Source organism: Streptomyces sp. S063, from assembly GCF_002832675.1.
GTDB classification, from domain to species: domain Bacteria; phylum Actinomycetota; class Actinomycetes; order Streptomycetales; family Streptomycetaceae; genus Streptomyces; species Streptomyces sindenensis.
Genome location: NZ_CP021707.1, coordinates 2,478,630 through 2,501,309 on the forward strand (window position 1 = coordinate 2,478,630; position 22,680 = coordinate 2,501,309).

General features: G+C 72.1%; 18 protein-coding genes and 2 pseudogenes. 5 read left to right on the forward strand and 15 right to left on the reverse strand.

The window, feature by feature from the left end:
* Window positions 1-55 precede the first annotated feature (55 nt).
* From CCZ36_RS11160 to CCZ36_RS11210, 11 genes and pseudogenes are all read right to left on the reverse strand, one after another.
* Window positions 56-889, reverse strand: a complete 834-nt coding sequence (locus tag CCZ36_RS11160; RefSeq protein ID WP_069738548.1) for an HAD-IIA family hydrolase — start codon at window positions 887-889, stop codon at window positions 56-58.
* A gap of 74 nt (window positions 890-963) precedes the next feature.
* Complete coding sequence (locus tag CCZ36_RS11165; RefSeq protein WP_128817566.1) at window positions 964-2,523, reverse strand: alkaline phosphatase family protein; 1,560 nt, start codon at window positions 2,521-2,523, stop codon at window positions 964-966.
* A gap of 134 nt (window positions 2,524-2,657) precedes the next feature.
* Entirely contained in the window at window positions 2,658-3,725 is a 1,068-nt protein-coding gene (locus CCZ36_RS11170) for a 2-aminoethylphosphonate ABC transporter substrate-binding protein (protein WP_128817567.1), read from the reverse strand.
* Between the two features lie 26 nt (window positions 3,726-3,751).
* Window positions 3,752-4,549: an ABC transporter permease gene (locus CCZ36_RS11175; protein ID WP_069738545.1), complete on the reverse strand. Its 798-nt coding sequence runs from the start codon at window positions 4,547-4,549 to the stop codon at window positions 3,752-3,754.
* Window positions 4,536-5,462, reverse strand: a complete 927-nt coding sequence (locus tag CCZ36_RS11180) for a 2-aminoethylphosphonate ABC transporter permease subunit (RefSeq protein ID WP_069738544.1) — start codon at window positions 5,460-5,462, stop codon at window positions 4,536-4,538. The genes CCZ36_RS11175 and CCZ36_RS11180 overlap by 14 nt, the downstream gene beginning before the upstream one ends.
* Entirely contained in the window at window positions 5,459-6,577 is a 1,119-nt protein-coding gene (locus CCZ36_RS11185; RefSeq protein WP_128817568.1) for an ABC transporter ATP-binding protein, read from the reverse strand. Before CCZ36_RS11185 ends, CCZ36_RS11180 begins: the two co-directional genes overlap by 4 nt.
* The gene (locus CCZ36_RS11190) at window positions 6,574-7,287 is read right to left on the reverse strand and encodes a phosphonatase-like hydrolase (RefSeq protein ID WP_128817569.1); all 714 of its coding nucleotides are present in this window, start codon (window positions 7,285-7,287) and stop codon (window positions 6,574-6,576) included. The genes CCZ36_RS11185 and CCZ36_RS11190 overlap by 4 nt, the downstream gene beginning before the upstream one ends.
* Before the next feature lie 5 nt (window positions 7,288-7,292).
* On the reverse strand, window positions 7,293-8,417 hold the full coding sequence (locus CCZ36_RS11195) for a TIGR03364 family FAD-dependent oxidoreductase (RefSeq protein WP_069738542.1): 1,125 nt from the start codon (window positions 8,415-8,417) through the stop codon (window positions 7,293-7,295).
* 176 nt (window positions 8,418-8,593) lie between these two features.
* Window positions 8,594-9,363: pseudogene (locus CCZ36_RS11200) on the reverse strand (GntR family transcriptional regulator).
* 169 nt (window positions 9,364-9,532) lie between these two features.
* Entirely contained in the window at window positions 9,533-10,609 is a 1,077-nt protein-coding gene (locus CCZ36_RS11205; protein ID WP_128817570.1) for a peptidase, read from the reverse strand.
* A gap of 222 nt (window positions 10,610-10,831) precedes the next feature.
* Window positions 10,832-11,956: an ROK family transcriptional regulator gene (locus CCZ36_RS11210; protein WP_069738467.1), complete on the reverse strand. Its 1,125-nt coding sequence runs from the start codon at window positions 11,954-11,956 to the stop codon at window positions 10,832-10,834.
* 73 nt (window positions 11,957-12,029) lie between these two features.
* Between CCZ36_RS11210 and CCZ36_RS11215 the strand changes: the two genes are divergently transcribed.
* Together CCZ36_RS11215 and CCZ36_RS11220 are read left to right on the forward strand one after the other, a co-directional pair.
* The gene (locus CCZ36_RS11215) at window positions 12,030-13,151 is read left to right on the forward strand and encodes a Gfo/Idh/MocA family oxidoreductase (protein WP_069738466.1); all 1,122 of its coding nucleotides are present in this window, start codon (window positions 12,030-12,032) and stop codon (window positions 13,149-13,151) included.
* Window positions 13,148-13,627, forward strand: a complete 480-nt coding sequence (locus CCZ36_RS11220) for a heme-degrading domain-containing protein (protein WP_069742661.1) — start codon at window positions 13,148-13,150, stop codon at window positions 13,625-13,627. Before CCZ36_RS11215 ends, CCZ36_RS11220 begins: the two co-directional genes overlap by 4 nt.
* A 107-nt stretch (window positions 13,628-13,734) precedes the next feature.
* On the opposite strand, the gene CCZ36_RS11225 is transcribed toward CCZ36_RS11220, so the two are convergent.
* The 4 genes and pseudogenes from CCZ36_RS11225 to CCZ36_RS11240 all read right to left on the reverse strand — a co-directional run.
* Window positions 13,735-14,595, reverse strand: a complete 861-nt coding sequence (locus CCZ36_RS11225; RefSeq protein WP_128817571.1) for a fumarylacetoacetate hydrolase family protein — start codon at window positions 14,593-14,595, stop codon at window positions 13,735-13,737.
* Between the two features lie 138 nt (window positions 14,596-14,733).
* Complete coding sequence (locus tag CCZ36_RS11230) at window positions 14,734-15,504, reverse strand: YidC/Oxa1 family membrane protein insertase (protein WP_069742662.1); 771 nt, start codon at window positions 15,502-15,504, stop codon at window positions 14,734-14,736.
* A gap of 207 nt (window positions 15,505-15,711) precedes the next feature.
* Complete coding sequence (locus tag CCZ36_RS11235) at window positions 15,712-16,044, reverse strand: DUF6412 domain-containing protein (protein ID WP_069738476.1); 333 nt, start codon at window positions 16,042-16,044, stop codon at window positions 15,712-15,714.
* A 135-nt stretch (window positions 16,045-16,179) separates the two neighbouring features.
* A pseudogene (locus tag CCZ36_RS11240) lies at window positions 16,180-16,588 on the reverse strand (sortase domain-containing protein); the annotation flags it as partial.
* Between the two features lie 306 nt (window positions 16,589-16,894).
* On the opposite strand from CCZ36_RS11240, the gene CCZ36_RS11245 reads away from it, so the two are divergent.
* The 3 genes from CCZ36_RS11245 to CCZ36_RS11255 all read left to right on the forward strand — a co-directional run bounded on the left by CCZ36_RS11245 (window position 16,895) and on the right by CCZ36_RS11255 (window position 22,642).
* Entirely contained in the window at window positions 16,895-17,899 is a 1,005-nt protein-coding gene (locus CCZ36_RS11245) for an SEC-C domain-containing protein (protein WP_069738462.1), read from the forward strand.
* 208 nt (window positions 17,900-18,107) lie between these two features.
* A complete protein-coding gene (locus CCZ36_RS11250; RefSeq protein ID WP_069738461.1) occupies window positions 18,108-19,637 on the forward strand; it encodes an ATP-binding protein in 1,530 nt (509 codons plus the stop codon).
* A gap of 47 nt (window positions 19,638-19,684) precedes the next feature.
* A complete protein-coding gene (locus CCZ36_RS11255; RefSeq protein WP_128817572.1) occupies window positions 19,685-22,642 on the forward strand; it encodes a Z1 domain-containing protein in 2,958 nt (985 codons plus the stop codon).
* Window positions 22,643-22,680 lie beyond the last annotated feature (38 nt).

Consider the following 22,680-nt stretch of genomic DNA (forward strand, 5'->3'; position numbering starts at 1 on the left):
ATTCGGGCGACGCCGAGGACGACGCCCGGGCGGCTGCGGATGCGGTCCGCGCGGGTCAGCCGCGTTCGGCGGGGGCGGGCTTCTCCGCCTGGTCGGCCTGGTCCGGCAGGTCGATGAGGTCGACCAGGTCGGCGATGGACTCGACGACGTGGGACGGGCCGAACGGGTAGCGGTCGATGTCGGCGACGGTGGTGAGCCCGGTGAGGACCAGGAAGGTCTGCATGCCCGCTTCCAGGCCCGCCAGGACGTCGGTGTCCATCCGGTCGCCGATCATGGCGCTGGTCTCGGAGTGCGCGCCGATGGCGTTCAGCCCGGTCCGCATCATCAGGGGGTTGGGCTTGCCCGCGAAGTAGGGGTCCTTGCCGGTGGCCTTGGTGATGAGGGCGGCGACGGAGCCGGTGGCGGGCAGCGGGCCCTCGGCGGACGGGCCGGTCTCGTCGGGGTTGGTGCAGATGAACCGGGCGCCCGCGTTGATCAGCCGGATCGCCTTGGTGAGCGCCTCGAAGCTGTACGTACGGGTCTCGCCGAGCACCACGTAGTCCGGGTCGTGGTCGGTGAGGACGTACCCGATGTCGTGCAGGGCGGTGGTGAGGCCGGCCTCACCGATGACGTACGCCGTACCGCCGGGGCGCTGGTCGTCGAGGAACTGGGCGGTGGCGAGCGCGGAGGTCCAGATGTTCTCCACGGGCACGTCCAGGCCCATGCGCTTCAGCCGGGCGTGCAGGTCTCGCGCGGTGTAGATGGAGTTGTTGGTGAGGACGAGGAAGGGCAGCCCGGAATCCCGCAGCCGCTTGATGAAGGCATCGGCGCCGGGGATGGGGATGCCCTCGTGGATGAGGACGCCGTCCATGTCGGTGAGCCAGGAAGTGATGGGCTTGCGCTCTGCCATGTGTCGGGACTCCTGCCGTACGCACTGCGTGCTGGGGGTGCCCGGACCACGCCGTCCCGGCACCCCCAGCATAATTACGAGGTGGTGACCTTGACCCCGTCGATCACCCAGTACCAGTTGTTGCTGCCGGTGTAGTGGAACCGGAAGCTCACGTTGGCGGCCCCGGACGGGACGTTCAGGGTCAGCGACTGGGGCTGCGAGATCACATCTGAGGTGTAGCGCTTCACCTCGACGGGCGTTCCACCGTTCCAGGAGGCGAGGATCCGGGCGCTCTGGCTGCCCTCCTGCCGGTAGAGGGTGGTGAGGCCGAGCGTGACGGTGGACTTGCCCGCGACGGCGTACGCCGGGGTGACGAGCGTCGAGTCGTACGGTCCGGAGGACGCCTTGTCGTCCCACTCGTCGGAGTCGGCGACCGCGAAGACGCCGCGCGAGCGGACGTTGAGCTCGCGGGACTGGTCGCGTTGGCTGCGGCTCCAGAACTCGTCGGTGGCGAAGGACCAGCCGCGCCACTCGGTCACGCCCCCGGTGCCCATCGCGGAGTTCACGACGGACCAGCCGCTGGGCGCGGTGTGGGTCCAGCCGAGGACGCCCGCCGGGATGCCGGTCTCGTCGGCGCGGCCGGACAGGGCGGGGTAGAGGGCCTCGAACGGGTCGGTGGAGCGCTCCTGGATCGGCTTGCCGTCCAGACCCCAGGCCGGATCGGGTGTGATGCCGAGCTGCTGGAAGACGGTGGCGGCGACGTCCACGAGCCGGGTGTCGGCGGGGCGGGCGCCGGCCGCGATGCCCGGGCCCTGGGCGAGGACGAAGGTGCGCCGCTCCTCGATCGCGCTGCCGCCGTGGCCACCGGAGTCGGTGTGGCCGTGGTCGGTGGTGACGATGACGGTCCAGCGCTCCTCGGCGTACGAGGGACGGGCCCGGATCGCGGTGAGGAGGCGGCCGAGGTGGCCGTCCTGGACGGCGATGGCCCGGCGGTAGGCGGCGCTGGCGGCACCGGAGTTGTGGCCGGCGATGTCGGTCTGGCCGAAGTAGACGAAGAGCACGTCCGGGTTCTGGTTCCGGAGGATCGACTCGGTCTCGGCGGCGATGGTGGCGTCGTGCCCGGTGTAGCCGTCGCGGTCGCCGTCGAGGACGAGCTTGGCGTCGGCGCCCGGGGTGACGGTGCCCTGGGTGTCCAGGGGCTTCCAGTCGACGGCGGCGTAGGTGGAGAGCTGGGGGCGGACCTGGGCGAGGCGGGCGAGGAAGCCGGGGTAGCGCGCGTAGTTCTTCCCGGCGAAGGAGTTCTCCTTGACGCCGTGCTTGTCGGGCCAGACGCCGGTGGAGATCGTCGACCAGCCGGGGCCGGACGAGGTGGCGGCCATCGGGTTGGCGTACAGCAGGGAGGTGCCGTACGTCCCGTTCGCCATCATCGACGTGAGGTGCGGGGCGTCGGCGGTGGCGATGACGTCGTGGCGCAGCCCGTCCATGCCGACGACGAGCACCTTGTCCTTGCTGGTGCCGTTCGGGAGCGTGGGCGCGGCGTACGCGGCGGTGGCGGTGGCGGTGGCGAGCGGGGCGACGGCGGCGGCCGTGGCCGCGGCGGCGGTGGTGGCGAGCACGGAGCGCCGGGACAGGGGTGACGAGAGGGACCGGGACACGTGATCCTCCAGGGAGAGGGCGGGCCGAACGGGGATGGGACGCGAACTGCCTTCCGGACCAGACCCGTTACTCTTACGAGATATTCGGGCCGGGTCCAGACGTTCGCAGGAATCCGTGGCCGGGAGGTGGCCGGTCAGCTTCCGGTGGCCGACTTCCAGGCGTCGATGTACGTGTCCAGGTTGGCGCCGATGTCCGCCCAGTCGGGCTCGAAGATCTCCACGCCCTCCATCAGCCCGGCCAGTTCGACGGCGTTGGCGTCGGTGGCCTTGATGTCCTTGCGGGCGGCGAAGCCCCCGCCGACCGCGCTGACGTCGCGCTGGGCCCGCTCCAAGAGCATGAAGTCGAGGAGCTTCTTGCCGTTCTCGCTGTGCGGGGCCTTCGCGACGAGACCGGCCGCGTACGGCAGGGCGAAGCTGGTGGGCTTTCCGTCGCCCCGGGCGGGGAACCAGATCGAGAGGTTGGGCATGTCCTTGGACTGGGCGAAGTTCATCTGGACGTCCCCGTTGGCGACGAGGAGTTCACCCTTGTCGACCTTGGGGGCGAGCTTGCCGGTGGAGGCGGACGGGCCGACGTTGTTGGACTGGAGCTTCTTCAGGTAGGCCATGGCCGGTTCCTGCCCGCCGAAGTCGTGCATGGCCTTGATGAGGACGGCGGTGCCGTCGCCCGCGACGCCGGGCGTGGAGTACTGGACCTTCTCCTTGTACGCGGGGTCGAGCAGCTCCTCCCAGGTGCGCGGCGGGTTCTTCAGCTCCTTCTTGTTGTGGATGAAGCCGAAGTAGTTGTTCACCACGGAGGTCCACGTGCCGTCGGCCGCCCGGCCGGCGCCGTCGACCTGGTCGGCGCCCTCGGGCTCGTACGCGGTCAACAGCCCCTTCTCGTCCGCCTGCTGGATGAAGGGCGGGAGGGTGACGAGGACGTCGGCCTGGGTGTTGGACTTCTCGCGGGCGGCGCGCTGCACCATCTCGCCGGAGCCGCCCTCGACGTACTTCACGGTGATGCCCGTCTGCTTCTCGAAGTCCTTGAAGACTTTGTCGTACCAGCCGTCGCCGTTCTCGCCCCTGAGGCCGTCGGCGCTGTAGACGGTGACCGACTTCTCGTCGGACGCGGCCGAGGAGCCACCGCAGGCGGTGAGGGTGAGGGCAACGAGGCCGGCCAGGGGGAGGGCGAGGCCGCGGGCGGGGATGCGGGCGGGGTTGCGCATGGGGGTTCTCCGGGAGGTGGTGGGGATCAGCGGTAGGAGGCGCGGGTCCGGATGCGGGAGACGGCGGCCAGGACGAGGAGCGTCGACGTCATCAGGACCACGGCGAGGGCGGCGCCGGTGAAGAGCGAGCCCCGGTCGGTGGCGGCGAAGATCTGCACCGGCAGCGGGGTCCAGTCCGGCGGGTAGAGCATCATCGTGGCGCTCAACTCCCCCATCGACAGGGCGAAACAGAGCCCGACGGCCGAGGTGAGCGAGGGCAGCAGGAGCGGCAGCTTCACCCGCCACAGAACGCGTGCGGGGCTCGCGCCGAGGCCGGCGGCGGCCTGCTCGTACATCGGGTCCAGACGGCGTACGGCGGCGGCGACCGACTGGTAGGCGAAGGCGGTGACCAGGACGGTGTGGGCGAGGATCACGATCCACCGCGTCCCGTTGAGCAGCACGGGCGGCTGACTGTAGGCCACCAGCACCGCGAGCCCGACGACCACCGAGGGCACGGCGACCGGCAGGATGAACAGGGCGTCCAGGAGCCGCTTCCCGCGCGTACGGAGAGAGGCGGCGGCGAGCGCGGCCCACCCGCCGAGGGTGAGGGCCAGCACGCTCGCGACGACGGCCGTGACCAGGCTGGTGGTCAGCGCCTGGAGAGCGTCACCGCTGGTCGCGGCGGTGTAGCGCTCGACGGTGGGCCCGGAGGGGAAAGCGCCGGACCAGTTCGTGGCGAGGGACGCGGCGAGGATGACGAGCAGCGGCACCGCGAACAGCGGGACGAAGAGAAGCAGGAAGACGGCCCAGGTGGCCCACTTCCCGGTCCGGCTATGCACCAGCACGGCGGCTCACCCCCCGGTAGAGGACGTAAAGGCCTACGGAGATCGCGATGTTGACGACGGCGACGACGCAGGCGGCCGGGTAGTCCGACTCGAGGATCGCCTTGCTGTAGACGAGCATCGGCAGCGTGGTGACGTCCTTCGCCCCGGTGAACAGGACGATCCCGAACTCGTTGAGGCACATCACCAGCACGAGGCTGCCACCCGCCGCGAGCGCCGGGAGCGCCTCGGGCAGGATCACCTGCCGGATGATCCGGACGGGCCCTGCCCCGAGCGAGGAGGCCACCTCCAGCTGCCCGGTGTCGAGTTGGGAGAAGGCGGCGAGCAGCGGACGCATCACGAACGGTGTGAAGTAGGTGATCTCGGCGAGCAGGACGCCCCCGGGTGTGGTCAGGAAGTGGAAGGGCCCGTCGGCCGCCCCGGTGACGTCGGTCCACAGGCCGTTGGCCATGCCGACCGAGCCGTAGATGAAGAGCAGGGCGAGCGTGATGAGGAAGGACGGGAAGGAGAGGAAGACATCGACGAACCGGGCGACCGCCCTGCCGCCGGGGAACGGGACGAACGCGATGACGAGCGCGAGGACGAACCCGAGGACCAGACAGCCCACGGTCGATCCGACGGCGAGCCACACGGTGGTGGTGAGCGCGTCGCGGAAGATCTCGGAGGCGAAGACGTCGGCGTACGGGTCGAGGGAGACGCCACCGCCGTCGTCCGGGGTGACGGACTGCTGGACGACGAGGACCAGCGGGTAGAGGAACGCGAGGGCCAGGACGGCGACGGGCGGCAGCGCCCAGACCACGGCGGGGACGGTACGGGACCGGGCGGGGCCGGGCGTGGGGCCGGGTGCTGCGGGGGCCGGGTCGCCGGGGGCACGGGGCACGGCGGCGGTGGCAGTGCCGGTGGCGGCGGCGGTCATGGGCCGACCCCCGCCGTGTCGTTCGCCCTCGCCGGGTCTTCCGCGCCCGCGGGGAGCAGCACCGCGTCCTCGGTGGCGAAGTGCAGGGTGACGGGGTCGCCGATGGCCGGGGGCTCGCGCAGTTCGCGGAGGTCCGCCAGGACGCGGTGGCCGTCGACGTCGGCGTGGACGCGGTGGGTGGAGCCGCGCCACTGGACCTCCGTGACGCTGCCGGTGAGCGCGTTGGGTCCGTCGCCGAGGCCGACCAGGTGCGGCCGGACGCAGAGGGTGGCGGAGGCGCCGGGTGCGGCGGTGTCGGTGGGGACGGCGAGGGGACGGCCGTCGAGGTCCACCGTGCCGTCGCCCGTGACGGTGACCGGGAGGAGGTTGGCGTTGCCGACGAACGAGGCGGTGAACTCCGTACGGGGCCGGCGGTAGAGCTCCTCGGGGGTGCCGCAGTCCTGGAGGCGGGAGCGGTCCATGACGGCGATCCGGTCGGCGAGGGTCAGCGCCTCGACCTGGTCGTGGGTGACGTACAGGATGGAGACGTCCGGCAACTCGCGGTGGAGCAGCGCCAGTTCGGCGAGCATCCCGGAGCGGAGGCGGGCGTCGAGGGCGGAGAGCGGTTCGTCCAGGAGCAGCACCCCGGGCCGAATGGCGAGGGCGCGGGCGATCGCGACACGCTGCTGCTGGCCGCCGGAGAGTTCGCGGGGGTGCCGGTCGGCGTACGCGGCCATGCCGACGAGTTCCAGGGCCTCGGTGACCCGGCCGGGGATCTCGGCCTTCGGCGTGCGGTGGGCCTTGAGGCCGAAGGCCACGTTGTCCTTGACCTTGAGATGCGGGAAGAGGGCGTAGCTCTGGACGACCATGCCGATACCGCGCCGGTGCGGGGGCAGGTCGGTGACGTCCCGGCCGCCGAGGAACACCCGCCCGGCGGCGGGCCGGACGAACCCGGCGACGGCGCGCAGGGCGGTGGTCTTGCCCGAGCCGGAGGGCCCGAGGAGGGCCATGACCTCGCCGGGTTCGACGGTGAGGTCGAGCCGGTCGAGGACGACGGTGCCGCCGTACGCGACGGTGACGCCGTCGAAGCGGATGCCGCTGGGGGCGGCGGCTTCGCCGGGGGCGGAGGCGCTCACGCTTCGGCCCGTGCGATGAGGTCGGGCAGTTCGGCGACGGACCCGAGGACGTGGGTCGCGCCGCGCCGGGCCAGCTGGTCCCGGTCGTGGGCGCCGGTGAGGACACCGACGACGATCCCGGCGCCGGAGCGTACGCCACTGAGCATGTCGTACGAGGTGTCGCCCGCCACCACGGTCCGGCGGACGTCGTCCACGGCCCCGGTGCGCAGGAAGGCGGCCAGCACCATGTCCGGGAAGGGCCGGCCCCGGCCGCCCGCGTCGGCGGGGCAGAGGGTGAGCGGGACGAGGTCCTGCCAGCCGAGGGCGGCGAGGATGGCGTCCTGGGTGGTGCGGGCGAAGCCGGTGGTCAGGGCGACGGTACGGCCTTCGGCAGCGAGGCGTTCCACGGCCTCGCGGGCGCCGGGGAGCGGGGCGATGCGGCCGCCGTCGACGAGCTCTCCGTACGCCTCCTCGAACGCGGTGTTGGCGTACTGCGCCCGGCCCTCGTCACCGAACAGATACCGGAAGACGGAGATCTTGGACTCGCCCATGGTGGCGCGCACGTATGCCAGTTGGCGGGTGTGCTCGTCGGATCCGGGTTGTACGCCGAGGCGTTGGGCGGCGGCGGAGAAGGCCTGTTCGACGAGGCCGCCGTCGGCGACGGTGGTGCCGGCCATGTCGAGGACGACGAGGTTGTAGGGGTCGCGCTTGATGTCGGTCGGGGAAGTCATGTGGTTCACCAGCCCAGTTGGTCGGCGGTTGTTTCGGCGATGGCGGGCGAGCACGTCATGCCGCGCCCGCCGGGTCCGGTGACGAGCCAGACCCGGTCGCGCACCTGTTGCCGGTGGACGACGCGTGTGGTGTCGGTGCACTGGGCGTAGACGCCCGCCCAGCGGTGACGGATACGCGGCAGCGGGCGGCCGAGGAAGGCCTCGACGACCCGGGTGAGGTGCTCGTACGGCTCCTCGACGGTGTCGAAGGCGAAGGGGTGCTCGTACTCGTGGGTGTCGCCGATGGTCAGCCCGCCGTCGCGGCGCTGGACCATGAGGAGCTGCATGCGGTGCTCGGCGGCGACGGGGTCCTGGGCCTGTCCGGCGTTGAGGGCGTCGAGCGCCTCGCCCCGGTAGGCGGGGTAGTAACGGAAGCTGTCGGCGTCGGCGACGGAGGTGGTGAGGGGTTCGCCGAGCGGGTCGGTCTGCATCATCTGGAGGCGGACGCGGCGCACGGGCAGCTCGGGCCCCGCGAGTTCGCGGACGAGCCCGCCGAGCCAGGCGCCGGTGGCGAGGATGACGGCGTCGCCGGTGTGGACGTCCCCGTGGTCGTCGCGCACCGAAGCGGTCCCGACGACCTCGCGGACCTCACGGCCACCGAGGTAGGTGTACCGCCCGGAGGCCAGCAACTGCCGCTTGAGGGCGAGTTGGGCGGTGCGGGGCTCGACGGCCGCGTCCCGCTCGCACCACAGGGCGGCGGTGAACGCCCCGCGCAGGGCCGGGTTGACCGCCCGCGCCTCGTCGGCGGTGAGCAGCTTGTAGCCGCGCGCCGCCGCGTCGGGCCGGGCGACGGCGGCCTCGGCGACGGCCACCTCGCGTGCGGTCCGCAGCGGGGTGAGCGAACCGCAGGCCCGGAAGCCGAGCCCCGGCACCCGCTCGCCGATGCCCTCCCACAACTCACGGGCGCGCAGGGCGGTTTCCAGCTCCTCGCCCCCGGCCCGGCCGCTGATCCATATCTGCCCGAAATTGCGGAGCGATGCCCCGCGCGCCTCGCTCTCACGCTCGATCTGTACGACCTCGTGGCCGCGGCTGACTGCGTGCCAGGCGTGCATGGTTCCCACCACGCCGGCTCCTACGACGATGACTCTCACGGCGGCCACGCTCCTGGGGACGGATGTCCCGGACACGTCCGGCCATCGACGGGACGGTGAACGACCCCGCAAGCTTGGACCAGACCCGTTATGTTTTCGTGATTAAAGGCGATGGTGGACAGCAGGGACGGGCAGAGGGGCGAGAGGAGCGGGGAGCGGCCGATCCGGCCGCCCTCTCAGCCCTGCCCCTCGCCCCGCAGATGCGCGGAGAAGGAGAAGCGGTCCCCCCGGAACAGCGTCCGCACGCGCTCCAGCGGCCGGCCGTCGGTGTCCCGGGAGAGGCGGTGGATCAGAAGCATCGGCAAGGCCGGCGGGGTCCCGATGAGCAGGGCTTCACGGGGGTCGCGAGCACGGTCTCGATCCGTTCGTCGGCGTCGCCGAAGGCGATCCCGAGGGCGTCGCGGAGGTAGGCGTAGAAGGAGGAATCCGGGTCGAACGCCGTGTCCAGGTCCGGGACGCGGGCGACGCCGACGTACGTGCTCTCCAGGCCGACGCGCTCGTCGTCGGCGAGCAGCACCCGCTCCAGGTGCCAGACGGGCTCGCCCCGCTCGACGCCGACCTCGGCGGCGAGCGCCTCGGGGCAGGGGAAGCGGTCCAGGCCGATGAGGGTGCGCCCGGGCCGCCGGCCCTGGCCGCGGACGCCCTCGGTGTAGCTGGCGAGCGAGAGCGGCTGCTCCAGTTTGGGCCCGGCGACGACGGTGCCGCGCCCCTGCCGGCGCAGCCGCCCCTCCAGGAGGAGTTCGCGCAGTGCCTGGCGGACGGTCTCGCGCGAGACCTCGTGCAGCTGGGCGAGTTCCCGCTCGGTGGGCAGGAGTCCGCCCTCGCCCAACTCGTCCAGCAGAACCGCGATACGGGCCTTGACCGCGTAGTACTTCGGGATGCGGCCGTGCTCGGGGATGCCGGAGCGGATCGGTGCGCCAGGTGCCTGGTCGTTCGGGTAGTCCACCGCCCGATGGTGGCAGACGCGGGTGAACACACCGGTACGGGCACCGGTACGGGCACCGGTACGGGCACCGGTACGGGCACCGGTACGGGCACCGGTACGGGCACGGGCCGCGCCCCCGTGCCCGTACCGTCAGGCGTTGCGGCGGGCCGCGGCCCCCGGGCCCTCCGGCTCAGTCCCCCGCGCGGCGGGCCCGGCGGGCGTGCCGCAGCAGGGCGGCCCCGGCCAGCAGGAACGCCCCGGCGGCGGCCCCGGTCCAGGCCGTCGACGCCGGTCCGGTGCGGGCGAGTTCGGGGAGCGGGCGGCCCAGTCCGTCGCGGGCCGGCAGCCCGGGGCTCTCCTCGCCCTGGTCACTCCCGTCCGGGCGGGTCGGCGGGCGTGGGCTGGAGTCGCCGTCCGGCACCGGGGCCCGGCCCGTGCCGGGGTCGGTGCCCGTGTCCTTACGGCGGCCGTCCGGATCGCCGGGCCGTTCGGTGCGGGTGCCGGCGCCGGTGCGCTCCGGGTCGGGGCGCTCGGTGCGGGGGCCGTCCGGCTCGCGGATGCCGCCCGTGGCGCCGTCGACGATCACGAAGGGGTACTCCTCCGACTCCCCCACCCACTCACCGTCCTCGCGCCCGCCGCCCTTCCCCTTGTCCTGGTGGCGGCGCTGGACGACGGCCGCGTGCGCGGTGACCGGGCCGGGGGCGGCGTCGGAGGTGAAGGCCATCCGGACGCGGACGGAGACGGTCTCCCCGGCGGGAACGGTGAACCCGGAAAACAGGTCGCCGAAGACGCCGATCTGCTCGTCGCGATCGGTGGTCTCCCAGGTGACCCGGTACTCCTTCTCCGGGCTGCCGGGTTCGGAGAACTCCACCTGGATCTGGTCCGACGTCAGCCTGCGGTCGCGGTCGGCGAGCACCAGGACCGGGTGCAGGGCCCGGCAGGACGTGTCGGTGGTGTTGGTGAGGTCGAGGAACCAGGTCCCGTAACCGCCACCGGAGGCGTACCGGTCCGGGGCGTCCTTGATCCGGGTCTCGACGGGGAAGTCCTTGGCCTTCGGGTCACCGCACACGGGCTGCTCGTCGTCCGCGTTCACAACAGGGGCGCCTGCCTCCGCGGCTGCGGCTAAGGAGGCGGGGGCGGAAACGGGTTGCAGGGCGGCGGCCTGCGGGCCGCCCAGGAGCGCAGCGGGAACCGTGATCCCGGCGGCCAGCCCGAGGGCGGCCAGCGCACGGGCATCGCGCAGCCGTGCGGAGGAGATGGGGGGCATGGGGAGGGTCATCCTTCGCTGCTCGCGGACGACCGGGGCCCGGGCGGGGCCGCCGGTGGTGACCTCCGACGTCATCACGCGCGCGCGAACTCAGAGAGTCGACATGCCGACATGATTAATAGGATCACCCGACTACACCTCTCCGGACCGACAAGAGCGGCAGGACCGACAAGAGCGGCAGGACCGACAGGAGCAGCAACTGAAGCGACAGCCCGCGAGGCACTACCCCCGCTCCCCCTTCTCCTCCCCCACCCGTCCGAACACCGGCGCGAGCACCAGTTGCGCGGCACCCTCCGCGACCGGGCGGTCCCCGCCCCCGGCGACCGCGACGGTCACGCCCGCGCCCGCGCCGCCCCGGGCGGCCCGTTCCTCGATCACGGCCCGGACGCCCCGTACGTACGCGTCCTCGTCGGCGGCCACCGTCCGGCCGCCCAGGACCACCCGGTCGATGTCGAGCAGGGCGACGAGGTTCGCCGCGCCCATGCCCAGCACCCGGGCCGCCTCACCCCGGTCGCCGCGCGCCTCCGCGGCCAGGCAGAGGGCTTCGATGCAGCCGCGCCCGCCGCAGCCGCACAGCGGGCCGTCGAGCTGGAGGGTCTGGTGGCCGAACTCCCCGGCCCCCGTCCGCACCCCCCGGTGCACCTCGCCGCCGAGGACCAGGCCCGCGCCCAGCCCCGTACCGAGGTGGAGGTAGGCGAAGTCACCGCCGCCCGCGCCGCCGAGGGCGAGGGCCAGGGCGGCGGCGTTGGTGTCCTTGTCCAGGACCACCGGCAGCCCGGTCCGCTCGGCCAGCGCGGCGCGCAGCGGGTACCCGTTCCACCGCGGGAAGCCGGTGACCCGGTGCAGCACGCCGTCCCGGTGGTCGAGCGGTCCGGGCACCGCGACGCCCACCCCGAGGACCGGCTTGTGCGGTTCGGCCGCGCTCAGGTCCCGTACGGCGTCGGCCGCGTCCGCGAGGACCCGCTCCGCCGGAGCGCCGAGGTCGAGGGGTGCGGTGGTGACCGCGACCGGCCGGCCCGCGAGGTCGACCAGGACGGCGGTGAGTCCGTCGCGGTCCAGGTGCAGGCCGATGGCGAACTGGGCGTCGGGGACCAGCCGCAGCACCGTGCGCGGCTTGCCTCCGGTCGAGGGGCGCAGGCCCGCGCCGACGGCGAGCCCGTCCTCCCGCAGCCGGGCGGTGATCTTGCTGACGGCCTGCGGGGTGAGGCCGGTGCCCTCGGCGAGCTCCAGCCGGCTGATGCCCTCCGCCCCGGCGGCCCGCAGCAGGTCCAGCACCAGCGCGGCGTTGTGGTGGCGCAGCGCCGGAAGGTTCACCCCCGCCGGGGCCTTCGTCCTGCTCCTGTTCACCGCTCACTCCCCTTCACCTCCCCATTGTGCCGGTCGCTTGCACTTTGGCAACAGCGTTGCTTAAGTGGATCGCATGACCCCCAACGCCTCCGGCGCCCCTCTCCGCGTCGCCCTCGTCGGCTACGGCCTGGCCGGCTCCGTCTTCCACGCCCCGCTGGTCTCCGCGACCGACGGCCTGGTCCTCGACACGGTCGTCACGTCGAACGAGGAGCGCCGGGCGGAGGCCCGTGCCGCATGCGGCGACGTGCGGTTCGCCGCCTCGCCGGACGAGCTGTGGGGGCGCGCGGACGAGCTGGACCTGGTCGTGATCGCCTCCCCGAACAAGACGCACGTCCCGCTCGCGACGGCCGCGCTGAAGGCCGGGCTGCCCGTGGTCGTGGACAAGCCGATCGCCGGGACCGCCGCCGAGGCGCGCGAGCTGGCCGCTCTCGCCGAGGAGCGCGGGCTGCTGCTCTCGGTCTTCCAGAACCGCCGCTGGGACAACGACTTCCGCACCCTGGCCGCGCTGATCGCCGACGGCGAGCTGGGTGAGGTGCAGCGCTTCGAGTCCCGCTTCGAGCGCTGGCGGCCGCAGCTGAAGGGCGGCTGGCGCGAGTCGGGCGACCCGGACGAGATCGGCGGTCTGCTGTACGACCTGGGCAGCCATGTCGTCGACCAGGCGCTGGTGCTGTTCGGGGCGGCCGTGCAGGTGTACGCGGAGTCCGACGTACGGCGTCCCGGTGCGGCGGCGGACGACGACACGTTCATCGCGATCACGCATGCGAACGGGGTCCGCTCGCATCTGTACGTCAGCGCCACCACGGCCCAGCTCGGCCCGCGCTTCCGGGTGCTCGGCTCGGCGGCGGGCTATGTGAAGTACGGCCTGGACCCGCAGGAGGCGGCCCTGCGCGAGGGGCTGCGCCCGACGGCCGGCCAACCGTGGGGCGAGGAGGTGGAGGAGCTGTGGGGCCGCATCGGCTCCGGTGACTCCCCGCTGACCGGGGGCGGCGCCCCGGTCCGTACGCTGCCCGGCGACTATCCCGCGTACTACGCCGCCGTCGCCGCCGCGATCCGCGGAACCGGCGCCAATCCGGTCACCGCGCTCCAGGCGGCCGCGGCCCTGGACGTCCTGGAGGCCGCCCGCCGATCGGCGCGCGAAGGCTGCACCGTGACCCTGCCCGGAAACCTTCCCCACGAGGAGCAGTCCGCCTCATGACCACCACCTCCCCCACCGTCTCCGAGCTGATCGCCCAGGAGCGCCGGCTCACCCTCCCGCGTTTCTCCTACGACGACGCGTTGGCGCTGGGCAGCCTGCTGGTCGAGCTGGCCAGGGAGCGGAACGCGCCGGTCGCGATCGACATCCGGCGCGGGGCGCAGCAGCTGTTCCACGCGGCGCTGCCCGGTTCGAGTGCGGACAACGACGCGTGGATCGACCGCAAGCGCAAGGTGGTCGAGCGGTACGGCGAGAGCTCGTACCTGGTCGGCACCCGGTTCCGCGCGAAGGGCACGACGTTCGAGGAGTCCTCGCGTCTGGACCCGGACACGTACGCCGCGCACGGTGGTTCGTTCCCGATCGCGGTGGAGGGCGCGGGCGTGATCGGCACGGTCACGGTGTCCGGCCTGCCGCAGGCCGAGGACCACGCGATGGTGGTCGAGGCGCTGGAGCGGTTCGCGTCGACGCCGGGGGTGTGAGGGAGCCCGTACGCGAGGGGGCGCCGCCACCGCCGTACGCCTGGTGACAGCGCCCCCTCCCCCCGCCTTACGCGCCCTTCCCTTCGCCCGACGCGCCCCCCTTCGCCCTACGCGTCCTTCAGCTCCTGCCGCTGCCGGCCGAGCCCTTCCACCTCCAGCTCCACCACGTCGCCGGCCTTCAGGTACGGCTTGGGCTCGGGCTGCCCCATGGCGACCCCGGCGGGCGTACCGGTGTTGATGATGTCGCCCGGGTAGAGGGTCATGAAGTGGCTGAGGTAGCGGACGACCTCGCCGACCGGGAAGATCTGCTCGGCCGTGGTGCCGTTCTGTTTCAGCTCTCCGTTCACCCAGAGCCGCAGCGGCAGGGCCTGCGGGTCGGTCACCTCGTCGGCGGTGACGAGCCAGGGGCCCAGCGGGTTGAACGTCTCGCAGTTCTTGCCCTTGTCCCAGGTGCCGCCGCGCTCGATCTGGAACTCGCGCTCGGAGACGTCGTGGGCGGTGGCGTACCCGGCGACATGGGCGAGCCCCTCCGCGGCGGAGCCCAGGTAGCGGGCGGTGCGCCCGATGACGACGGCGAGCTCGACCTCCCAGTCGGTCTTGCGGCTGCCGCGCGGCACGAGGACCGTGTCGTCGGGCCCGACCACGGTGTCGGGGGCCTTGAAGAACAGGATCGGCTCGGCCGGGATCGCCGCACCCGTCTCGGCGGCGTGGTCGTGGTAGTTCAGCCCGATGCACACGATCTTGCCGATGCGCCCCAGCGGCGGCCCGATCCGCAGCCCGGTCGCGTCCAGGGCGGGCAGCACACCGGGGGTCTCGGCGGCCGCCCGTACGCGGGCGAGCGCGGAGGCGTCGGCGAGCAGTTCGCCGTCGATGTCGGGGACGATTCCCGACAGATCACGCAGAGTCCCGTCGCGGTCGAGAAGTGCGGGGCGCTCGGCGCCCGCCGTACCGACTCGAAGCAGCTTCAACGGTCCAACTCCTCTTGATCGAGGTGGAGAGCCCGTCGGCGGGGTGCGGCCGCCGAAGGGCTTGGCTGATCGTCCAAGAGATCGGATCACTCCGCAAGACCTCGTTCACACACTGGACCGGCGCGTCGGCCGCGCCGATTACGCCGCGGTGGCCATGGCGCCACCGGCGACCGGCATGTCGCGGTAGAGCCAGGCCCGCTCGACGGCGGTCCAGGTGGTCGTGGTGACGACGTACAGGGCGGCGGCCAGCGGAACGACCGCCACGGTGATCAAGGTGAAGAAGGACAGCAGCGGCATGAGCCTGGTCATCGCGCCCATACCGGGCACGGGCTGTCCGTCCGGGCCGGCGGCGGGTGTCATCGGATGGGCGGCCATCTGCCGCTTGGTGCGTCCGTGGTTGAACGTGGCGACGGCGGCGACGATCACGAAGAGCCCCAGGTAGACGAGCCCGTGCCCACCGAACAGGCCGCCGTGCGCGAGCGCGTCGTGCCAGCGCCCGCCGAGCGGCGCGCCGAGCAGGTCGTGGCTGAGCAGCGCGTTGGGCTCGCCGCCGATCGAGCCGCTGGAGAACAGGTGGTAGAGCAGGAAGAACGCGGGCATCTGGAGGAGGCTCGGCAGGCAGCCGGAGAGCGGCGACACCTTCTCGGCGGCGTGCAGCTCCATGATCGCCTTCTGCATCCGCTCGGGATTCCTGCCGTGCTTCTTACGGATCTCGGCGATCTGCGGCTGAAGCCGGCCGCGAGCCTTCTGCCCGCGCGCGGCGGCCCGGGAGAGCGGGTGGACGGCGAGTCGGACGAGCGCGGTGAACAGGACGATCGCGGCGGCGGTGGACGCGGTGTGCAAGAGCGGTTCGAGCAGATCGGCGAGGGAGCCGACCAGGTTCGCGAAAGCGGACATGAACGCGGACATGGGTGAGCCCTCCGGGGGTCTCGTCGTGCCGGGAGGTACCTGCGCAGAAGGCGACGAGGTACGGGGTGATTGCTCGACGGCAGGACGACCGGCGCGGGGGCGCACCGCACGTGACCACACGTACGGAAGATCACGTACGGAAGTTCACCCGCGGGGGTTCACGTGCGGAAGATTCCGCACGAAAGGCGCTGCGGAGGCGGAGACGCGCTAGGCGGCGGCCGTCAGGAGGGCGTACCCGGGCGCCCGGGGCCTGGTGCGCCCCCGGGCGTCGGGGTCGCGTTGCGGAAGGAAGGCGGTGCGCCGCTCCCGGTCCCTGATGGCGGTACGGACCCGGGTGCGGGGCACCGGGGGCGCGCAGCGGGCGCTGATGACGGCGCAGGCGAGGAGGGCGGACCCGGCCGCGGCGGTGGCGGCGAGCGCGACGGCGGCGGAGAGGCTGCCGCCCTCGGCGAGGAGGACCTCGGTGAGGAAGAGGAGGAGGAGTCCGGCGGGCCGGAGCAGCCGGGCGAAGGCGCGGCGCAGGGGGTTGGCGTCCCGCACGCTGTACACCTCCGCTTCCTCGCACTGCTTACTCGTCCGCGTACCGCTCCGAGGTGCCGCCCATCGGAGTGAACGGCACTCTTTCGTTATACACGACGCGCCGGAGCGGCCTTCGGGTTCCCAGGGCCGTCAGCGGGCGGTCCGGGCGAGGCGTTTGCCGACGGTGTACGTGGAGACGGCGTCGCGGGTCTCGACGGTGATCCGGTCACCGCCGCGGAGCCGGTCGATGCGCCGGAAGGGCTCACCGTGGGTGTTGCGGTGCCCGGCGAGCGCGAAGTTCCCGGCCTGCCCGGCCTGCGCGGTACGGGTGTAGTGCCCGACGTACCCCCGGTCGAGCACCCCGCCCTTGCCGGTGCCCTCGGCGACGGGGGCGGTGAGCCCGATCCGGGGGATGCGCAGAACGGCGTACGCCTGGTCCCAGCGGGGGGGCGGTACGGGGCCGGGCGGCCGGGGCGGGCGCGGGCCTCGCGGTTGGTCCACCAGAGCTGAGGACGACGAGGAGGAGCAGGACGACACCGAGGGACACGACGACTTCGGCGGACACCCAGAGCCCACGAGCAAGAAGATACGAAGCGCCACGGCCACGCACTCCGGACAACACCCCGCCGCCAGGGCCACGGCCCCTGCCACGCACTCCGGACAACACCCCACGGCCTCGCCCGGCTCCCCGCCTCCGTATCGACGTCACCGTCACCCTCCCGCGCCGCAGGACTCGGGGCGCACGACCGCACACCGTTGAAGACTCGGAGCGCACGGTAGGGGCAAACCTCACAACTCTCCAGACTTCCCCCGCTTCTCCTCCCCCGCCCTCTCCTCCCCGCCGTCACCGTCCGGCAGTACCGTGTGGTCCATGCGCCCCGACACGCCTGCCGACCACACCACCGAAGCCGAGCGTCTGCTCCGCACCGCGGCGCAGTACCCCGAGGACCGCGAACCGCTGATCCTCCAGGCCGCGGCCCACCTGGAACTCGCGGGCGACCGCGCCCGCGCGAGCACGCTCTACGACGACCTGCTCGCCGCCCCCGAGCCGACCGTCGACAACCCCCACCTGATCAAGGCCCTGAAAGCGGCCAACCTCTGGGAGTACGGGCACGAGGCCGAAGCCCGGGCGATCATCGACGGGATCCGTACGGCGGGCCCGCTGAACGCCGCGCCGTGGCAGGTGGCCGCGGAGACCCTGGAGGCGCACGACGAGCTGGAGTCGGCGCACGACTTCTTCTCGACCGCGCTGACCCTGCTGCTGGCCCCCGGCGAGGAGGTCCCGTACGCCACGCAGTCCCTGCTGACCGGTCGCCACCGGGTGCGCCGGCTGATGGGCCTGGAGCACGACGCCTGGGACGAGTTGGCGGGCGAGCTGCACACGGCCCCGGTGCCCCTGGACGAGCTGCACGACCCGAAGCGCCTGTGGTCGCTGGGCTCCTCGGACCCGGTGGAGCTGAAGGCCGAGATCGCCCGCCTGCGCGCGGAGCTGGGCACGTACCGCACGGCGCTGTCCCGCCCGTTCCCGGTGGCGGTACTGCACTGGCCGGAACAGGAGCTCCGCGAACTGCTCACGGCGTACCCGGAGTTGACCGGGGAGTACGTGGACCGCACGACCCACCTGGCCCGCCTGGAGGCATCCCTGCGCGACCTCCACGCGACGGGCACCCCGAACCTGGGCATCGTGACGGGCACGGTCCCCTCGTACGAGGCGTTCGCCGCCTCGGAGGCCGCGTCCCCGTCCGACCCGGGCCTGCTCCCCCAGTACGCCACCACCCTCGCCGCCCGGGGCCGCGCCATCCCGTGGCCGCCTTCGCGCACGGCTGCTTGCTGGTGCGGGTCGGGGGAGGCGTACGGGGGGTGCCACGGGGTCTGAAGACCTCTGCCCGACGACCGGCGGCCCGGAACCGCGCGCACCAGGTGCGGGGTTCCGGGCCGCGGTCGTGCGGGTGCCCGCGAGCGGCCGGGGCAGTTCACACAACGTTCCCCGGACGTCGGACCTTTCCCATACGATCACATTTCAACAACCGTCTCAGGGCCGACGTCCCCCCACGGGCCTTGTTCCAGTGTGCGAGGAAGTCGTCATGTCCCCCTATCAGCCCTCTGCGGACTGGCAGTACGAGATCCCGACGTCGGGGAGCAAGCGCCTGCCGCCCGCCGCCCGCTACGTCGAGTCGCTGACGCATCAGGGGTACGGCTTCGAGGCGGCCGTCGCCGACCTCGTCGACAACTCCATCGACGCGGGCGCCCGTAACGTCGTGGTCAGCTTCCTCCGCGACGACGAGCGGCTCGTGGGGCTGCTCGTGGTGGACGACGGCTCCGGCATGAACGACGAGGCGCTCGACACCGCCATGACGGTCGGCGGACGCCAGGAGTACGGGGACAGCGCGCTCGGTCACTTCGGCGCGGGCCTCAAGGCCGCCTCGCTCTCGCACGCCGACTCCCTGACCGTGATCAGCCGCACCAAGCGCAGCCCGTCGACCGGCCGCCGCTGGCTGACCGCCAGCGCCCGGGCCGACTTCACCTGCGACATCGTGGACCCCCGCTACTGCCAGGCGCTCGTGGACCGCTACGACGGCCTGATCGAGTGGCACGGCACGATCGTCCGCTGGGACCGGGTCCGGGCCTTCGAAACGATCACCGCAGGACAGGCCGACCGTTTCCTGAACGACGCCATCGAGAAGCTGGAGACACACCTCGGTCTCCACCTCCACCGCTTCCTGGCCCGTGACGGCTTCAACGTCGACATCGTCGTCGAGGACGTGACGACCCGGGAGGAGCTCGACCACCGGGGCGTGGAGCCGATCGACCCGTTCGGCTACCGGATCTCCGGCCGCCCCGGCTACCCGCGCACCTACACGGCTCCGGTGGAAGGTGTCGGCGATGTCGGGCTGACCGCCCACATCTGGCAGCCGAAGTCCCCGCTCGTGAGTTTCCGGGGCATCGGCCCGCTCGCCGAGCGCCAGGGGTTCTACATCTACCGCAACGACCGTCTCGTCCAGGCGGGCGGCTGGAACAACACCCGCAGCCCCGAGAGCCACCTCGCCCTCGCCCGTATCGCGGTGGATCTGCCCGCCGAGCGGAACGACGTCTTCAGCCTCACGGTCAAGAAGGACGGAGTGACCGTCACCCCGGCCTTCGCCCGTGGCCTGGAACAGGCGACCGACGGCGCCGGGAACGACTTCGCGTCCTACGTCCAGGAGGCGGTGGCGACATACCGGGAGGCCGCGAAGCGCGCGACCGAGCCCCAACGCAAGTCGGTTCTGCCGGCGGGCAAGGGCCTGGACCCCCGGCTGAAGCGGACCCTGCGCGACGAACTGCCCGAGCTGGAGGGCGAGGACCCGATCACGTTCCGCTGGGACAGCCTGGCCTCCGACGTGTTCTTCGAACTCGACCGCGAGGAACGGGTGGTGAAGCTCAACAAGGAGTACCGGCAGGTCTTCAACGGTGGGCGCCGGGGCGGTCTGAACGATGCCCCGGTGGTGAAGAGCATGCTCTACCTCATGGTCAACGAGATCTTCCAGAAGGAACGGGTCCGGGCCACCCATCTCGACAACATCGCCCTGTGGAACAGCGTCCTGGTGACGGCCGCGCGCTGCGAACTCGCGCGCTGACGGCTTCCGTCCAAGTCGCCCCGTCCCCACCGAGGAAGAGACCCTCCATGACCGACCCGCTGCTCCAGCTCCACGGAGACGTCCTCGCCGCGATGCGCCGGGGGCCCAGGAACTTCGCCAAGCTCGCCTTCGCCCTCGCCGATGACGAGGAGCCGGCCGACACGGACCAGGGCGACTTCCGGGACCGTGTCGCGGCCGCGGGCGCGGGCGACGGGCTGACCGCGCTGTGGCACCGTACGCTCACCGGCTGGGACCTGGCGGAGCAGGCGGACTGGTCGACGTCCCCGCCCCGTACGGACGAGCGGCGCGCGGACGCGTACGACCGCCTGGGCTTCGACACGACGCTGCGCAAGGTCCTCGACCACGCCGTCCCGGTCTTCAAGGAGCCGGGCCCCACGATCATCAGCACCACGCCGACCTGGTGGTACTCCCGCGACACAGCCGCGGTCCGGTCGTTCTACTGGAGCGCGTACGAACAGCTCCTGCGCCGCAAGGGCTGGTCGGACGCCGCCGTGGCCGGCCTCGACGAGGCGAGCCACGCCGTGGTCGAGCGGCTCGCGGACCCGACGCGCCCTGATGCCTACGGCGCCCGGGGCCTGGTCGTGGGCTACGTCCAGTCCGGCAAGACCGCCAACTTCACGGGCGTCACGGCCAAGGCCATCGACGCGGGCTACCGCCTCGTCATCGTCCTCGGCGGCACTCTGAACCTGTTGCGCGGGCAGACCCAGCGCCGCCTGGACATGGAGCTGATCGGCCAGGAGAACATCCTGCGCGGCGCGGACCCCGCCGATCCGGAGGCCCTGATCGGCGTTGACTACCAGGACGACGAGGACTGGCCGGAGAAGTTCGTCAGCCACCGGGACCGCCCCTCGGTGCTCGGCGCCTTCGACATCGAGCGCCTCACCACCCGGGACGACGACTACAAGAGCCTCGCCACCGGGATCCGCGCTCTCGAATTCGACAAGCAGATCCGCACCCAGCCGCTGTACGCGCCGGACAACCTCCACCGGGCCGCGGCCCGCGTGATGGTGGTGAAGAAGAACAAGTCCGTCCTGAGCAAGCTCATCAAGGACCTCAAGAAGATCGGCGGCCCGCTGCTCTCCGAGATCCCGACGCTGATCATCGACGACGAGTCGGACCAGGCGTCCGTCAACACGACGGACCCGAAGAAGTGGGAGGAGGGCAAGGTCACCCGTACGGCGATCAACGGCCAGATCTCCCAGTTGCTCGGGCTCCTGCCCCGCGCCCAGTACGTCGGATACACCGCCACGCCCTTCGCCAACGTCTTCGTCGACCCGGGCGACGGCGACGACATCTTCCCGCGCGACTTCCTGATCTCTCTGCCGCGCCCGACCGGGTACATGGGCGTCCAGGACTTCCACGACCTGGACCGGACCGACGAGTCGGCCGCCGGGAGCGCCGAGCGGGCACATGTGCGCGGCATCTACGACGACGCCCACGGCGACCGGCTCGCGGAGGCCCTCGACGCCTTCATCCTCACCGGCGCCCTGAAGCTGTACCGCGCGTCCCACGACCCTTCCCTGGAGGGCCACTTCCGGCACCACACGATGCTCGTCCACGAGTCCGTGCGGATGGCCGAGCACGCGGACCTCGCCCTGCGGATCAGCTCCATGTGGCACCAGGCCGGCTACACGAGCCAGGAGGGCCATTCCCGTCTGGAGGCCCTCTTCACCTCCGATTTCCTGCCCTTCGCCGACGACGGCCTGCGAACTCCCGCGTCGTACGAGGAACTGCGGCCCCACGTCGCCCGCGCCCGCCAGCTGATCAACTCGGGCGGAACGCCGGTGCTCGTCGTCAACGGCGACACCGAACGTGACTACGACCAGCCCGACCTGGACTTCGACCGCACCCCGAACGTGTGGAAGATCCTCGTCGGCGGTACGAAGCTGTCGCGCGGCTTCACCGTCGAGGGCCTGACGGTGACGTACTACCGCCGCAGGACCCAGCAGGCCGACACCTTGATGCAGATGGGCCGCTGGTTCGGCTTCCGCCCCGGCTACCGGGACCTGGTCCGCCTCTACATCGGCCGCGCGGAACCGGCGGGCAAGACCAGAACGGTCGACCTGTACGAGGCGTTCGAGGCGATCTGCCGCGACGAGGAGACGTTCCGCGCCCAGCTCACCCGCTACGCCACCCTGGTCGACGGCAAGCCCCAGGTGACCCCGGCACAGATCCCGCCCCTGGTCTCCCAGCACCTCTCCTGGCTGAAGCCGTCCGCCCGCAACAAGATGTTCAACGCGGAGCTGGTCGAGATCCGCTCCCCCGGCGAATGGGTCGAACCGACGGCCTACCCGACGGCCCCGGCGGACCTGCGCCACAACGCGGAGGTGTGGCGGCCGGTGCTGGCGTCACTGGACCCCGAACCCCGAGTGTTCGTCACCCTGTCCGAGGGAGACCAGGGCAGCTACATCCGCTACCCGGCCAGGACCGCGGTGCTCAGCCACAGCCGTCTGCTCGGAATCATGCGGGACCTGGCCTGGGGCAGACCTGATCTGCTTGCCCCGCACCTGGAGTACCTGAGCGATTCCAGCGACACCGGCTGCGCGACGGACGACTGGGTCCTGATCCTTCCCCAGACCTCCGGTGTCACCAGTGTCCGGGCGGAGATGCCGGGCACTGAGCCGCTCACTCTTGTACAGCGCCAGCGCAATGCGCTGGGAGTGTTCAACCGCATCTCCGGTGTCTCTCACCGTCAGTCCGCTGAACGGATCGCCGGCCGTCGGCCGCTCTGTGACGACGACCCGTTCGCTACCCAGTTCCACCAGCCGCGGCGAGGAGCGCTGCTTCTCTACCCAACGGTGGACCCCTCGCTCGGAGCCCCGGCGAACCTGATCACGCAGGGGGCCATCGATCCGGCCAAGGTGGTGTTGGCAGCCGCGTTCATCCCCGCTGCTGGATCCCCGGGCAATCAGGGGTCCGGGGTCCGGTTCCGGGCCATCGACTCATCCCGCGAGGGTGAGGCTGTCATCAGCACCGTGAGATAACAGTCCAGGCGCCAAGGAGTTACCCAGCACAGCAGGAG

Bases quoted from the DNA above. Each gene is read 5' to 3' on its own strand.
- CCZ36_RS11160 (WP_069738548.1), bottom strand. From the start codon at position 889: ATGGCAGAGCGCAAGCCCATCACTTCCTGGCTCACCGACATGGACGGC.
- CCZ36_RS11170 (WP_128817567.1), bottom strand. From the start codon at position 3,725: ATGCGCAACCCCGCCCGCATCCCCGCCCGCGGCCTCGCCCTCCCCCTG.
- CCZ36_RS11180 (WP_069738544.1), bottom strand. From the start codon at position 5,462: ATGACCGCCGCCGCCACCGGCACTGCCACCGCCGCCGTGCCCCGTGCC.
- CCZ36_RS11190 (WP_128817569.1), bottom strand. From the start codon at position 7,287: ATGACTTCCCCGACCGACATCAAGCGCGACCCCTACAACCTCGTCGTC.
- CCZ36_RS11205 (WP_128817570.1), bottom strand. From the start codon at position 10,609: ATGCCCCCCATCTCCTCCGCACGGCTGCGCGATGCCCGTGCGCTGGCC.
- CCZ36_RS11215 (WP_069738466.1), top strand. From the start codon at position 12,030: ATGACCCCCAACGCCTCCGGCGCCCCTCTCCGCGTCGCCCTCGTCGGC.
- CCZ36_RS11220 (WP_069742661.1), top strand. From the start codon at position 13,148: ATGACCACCACCTCCCCCACCGTCTCCGAGCTGATCGCCCAGGAGCGC.
- CCZ36_RS11230 (WP_069742662.1), bottom strand. From the start codon at position 15,504: ATGTCCGCGTTCATGTCCGCTTTCGCGAACCTGGTCGGCTCCCTCGCC.
- CCZ36_RS11245 (WP_069738462.1), top strand. From the start codon at position 16,895: ATGCGCCCCGACACGCCTGCCGACCACACCACCGAAGCCGAGCGTCTG.
- CCZ36_RS11250 (WP_069738461.1), top strand. From the start codon at position 18,108: ATGTCCCCCTATCAGCCCTCTGCGGACTGGCAGTACGAGATCCCGACG.
- CCZ36_RS11255 (WP_128817572.1), top strand. From the start codon at position 19,685: ATGACCGACCCGCTGCTCCAGCTCCACGGAGACGTCCTCGCCGCGATG.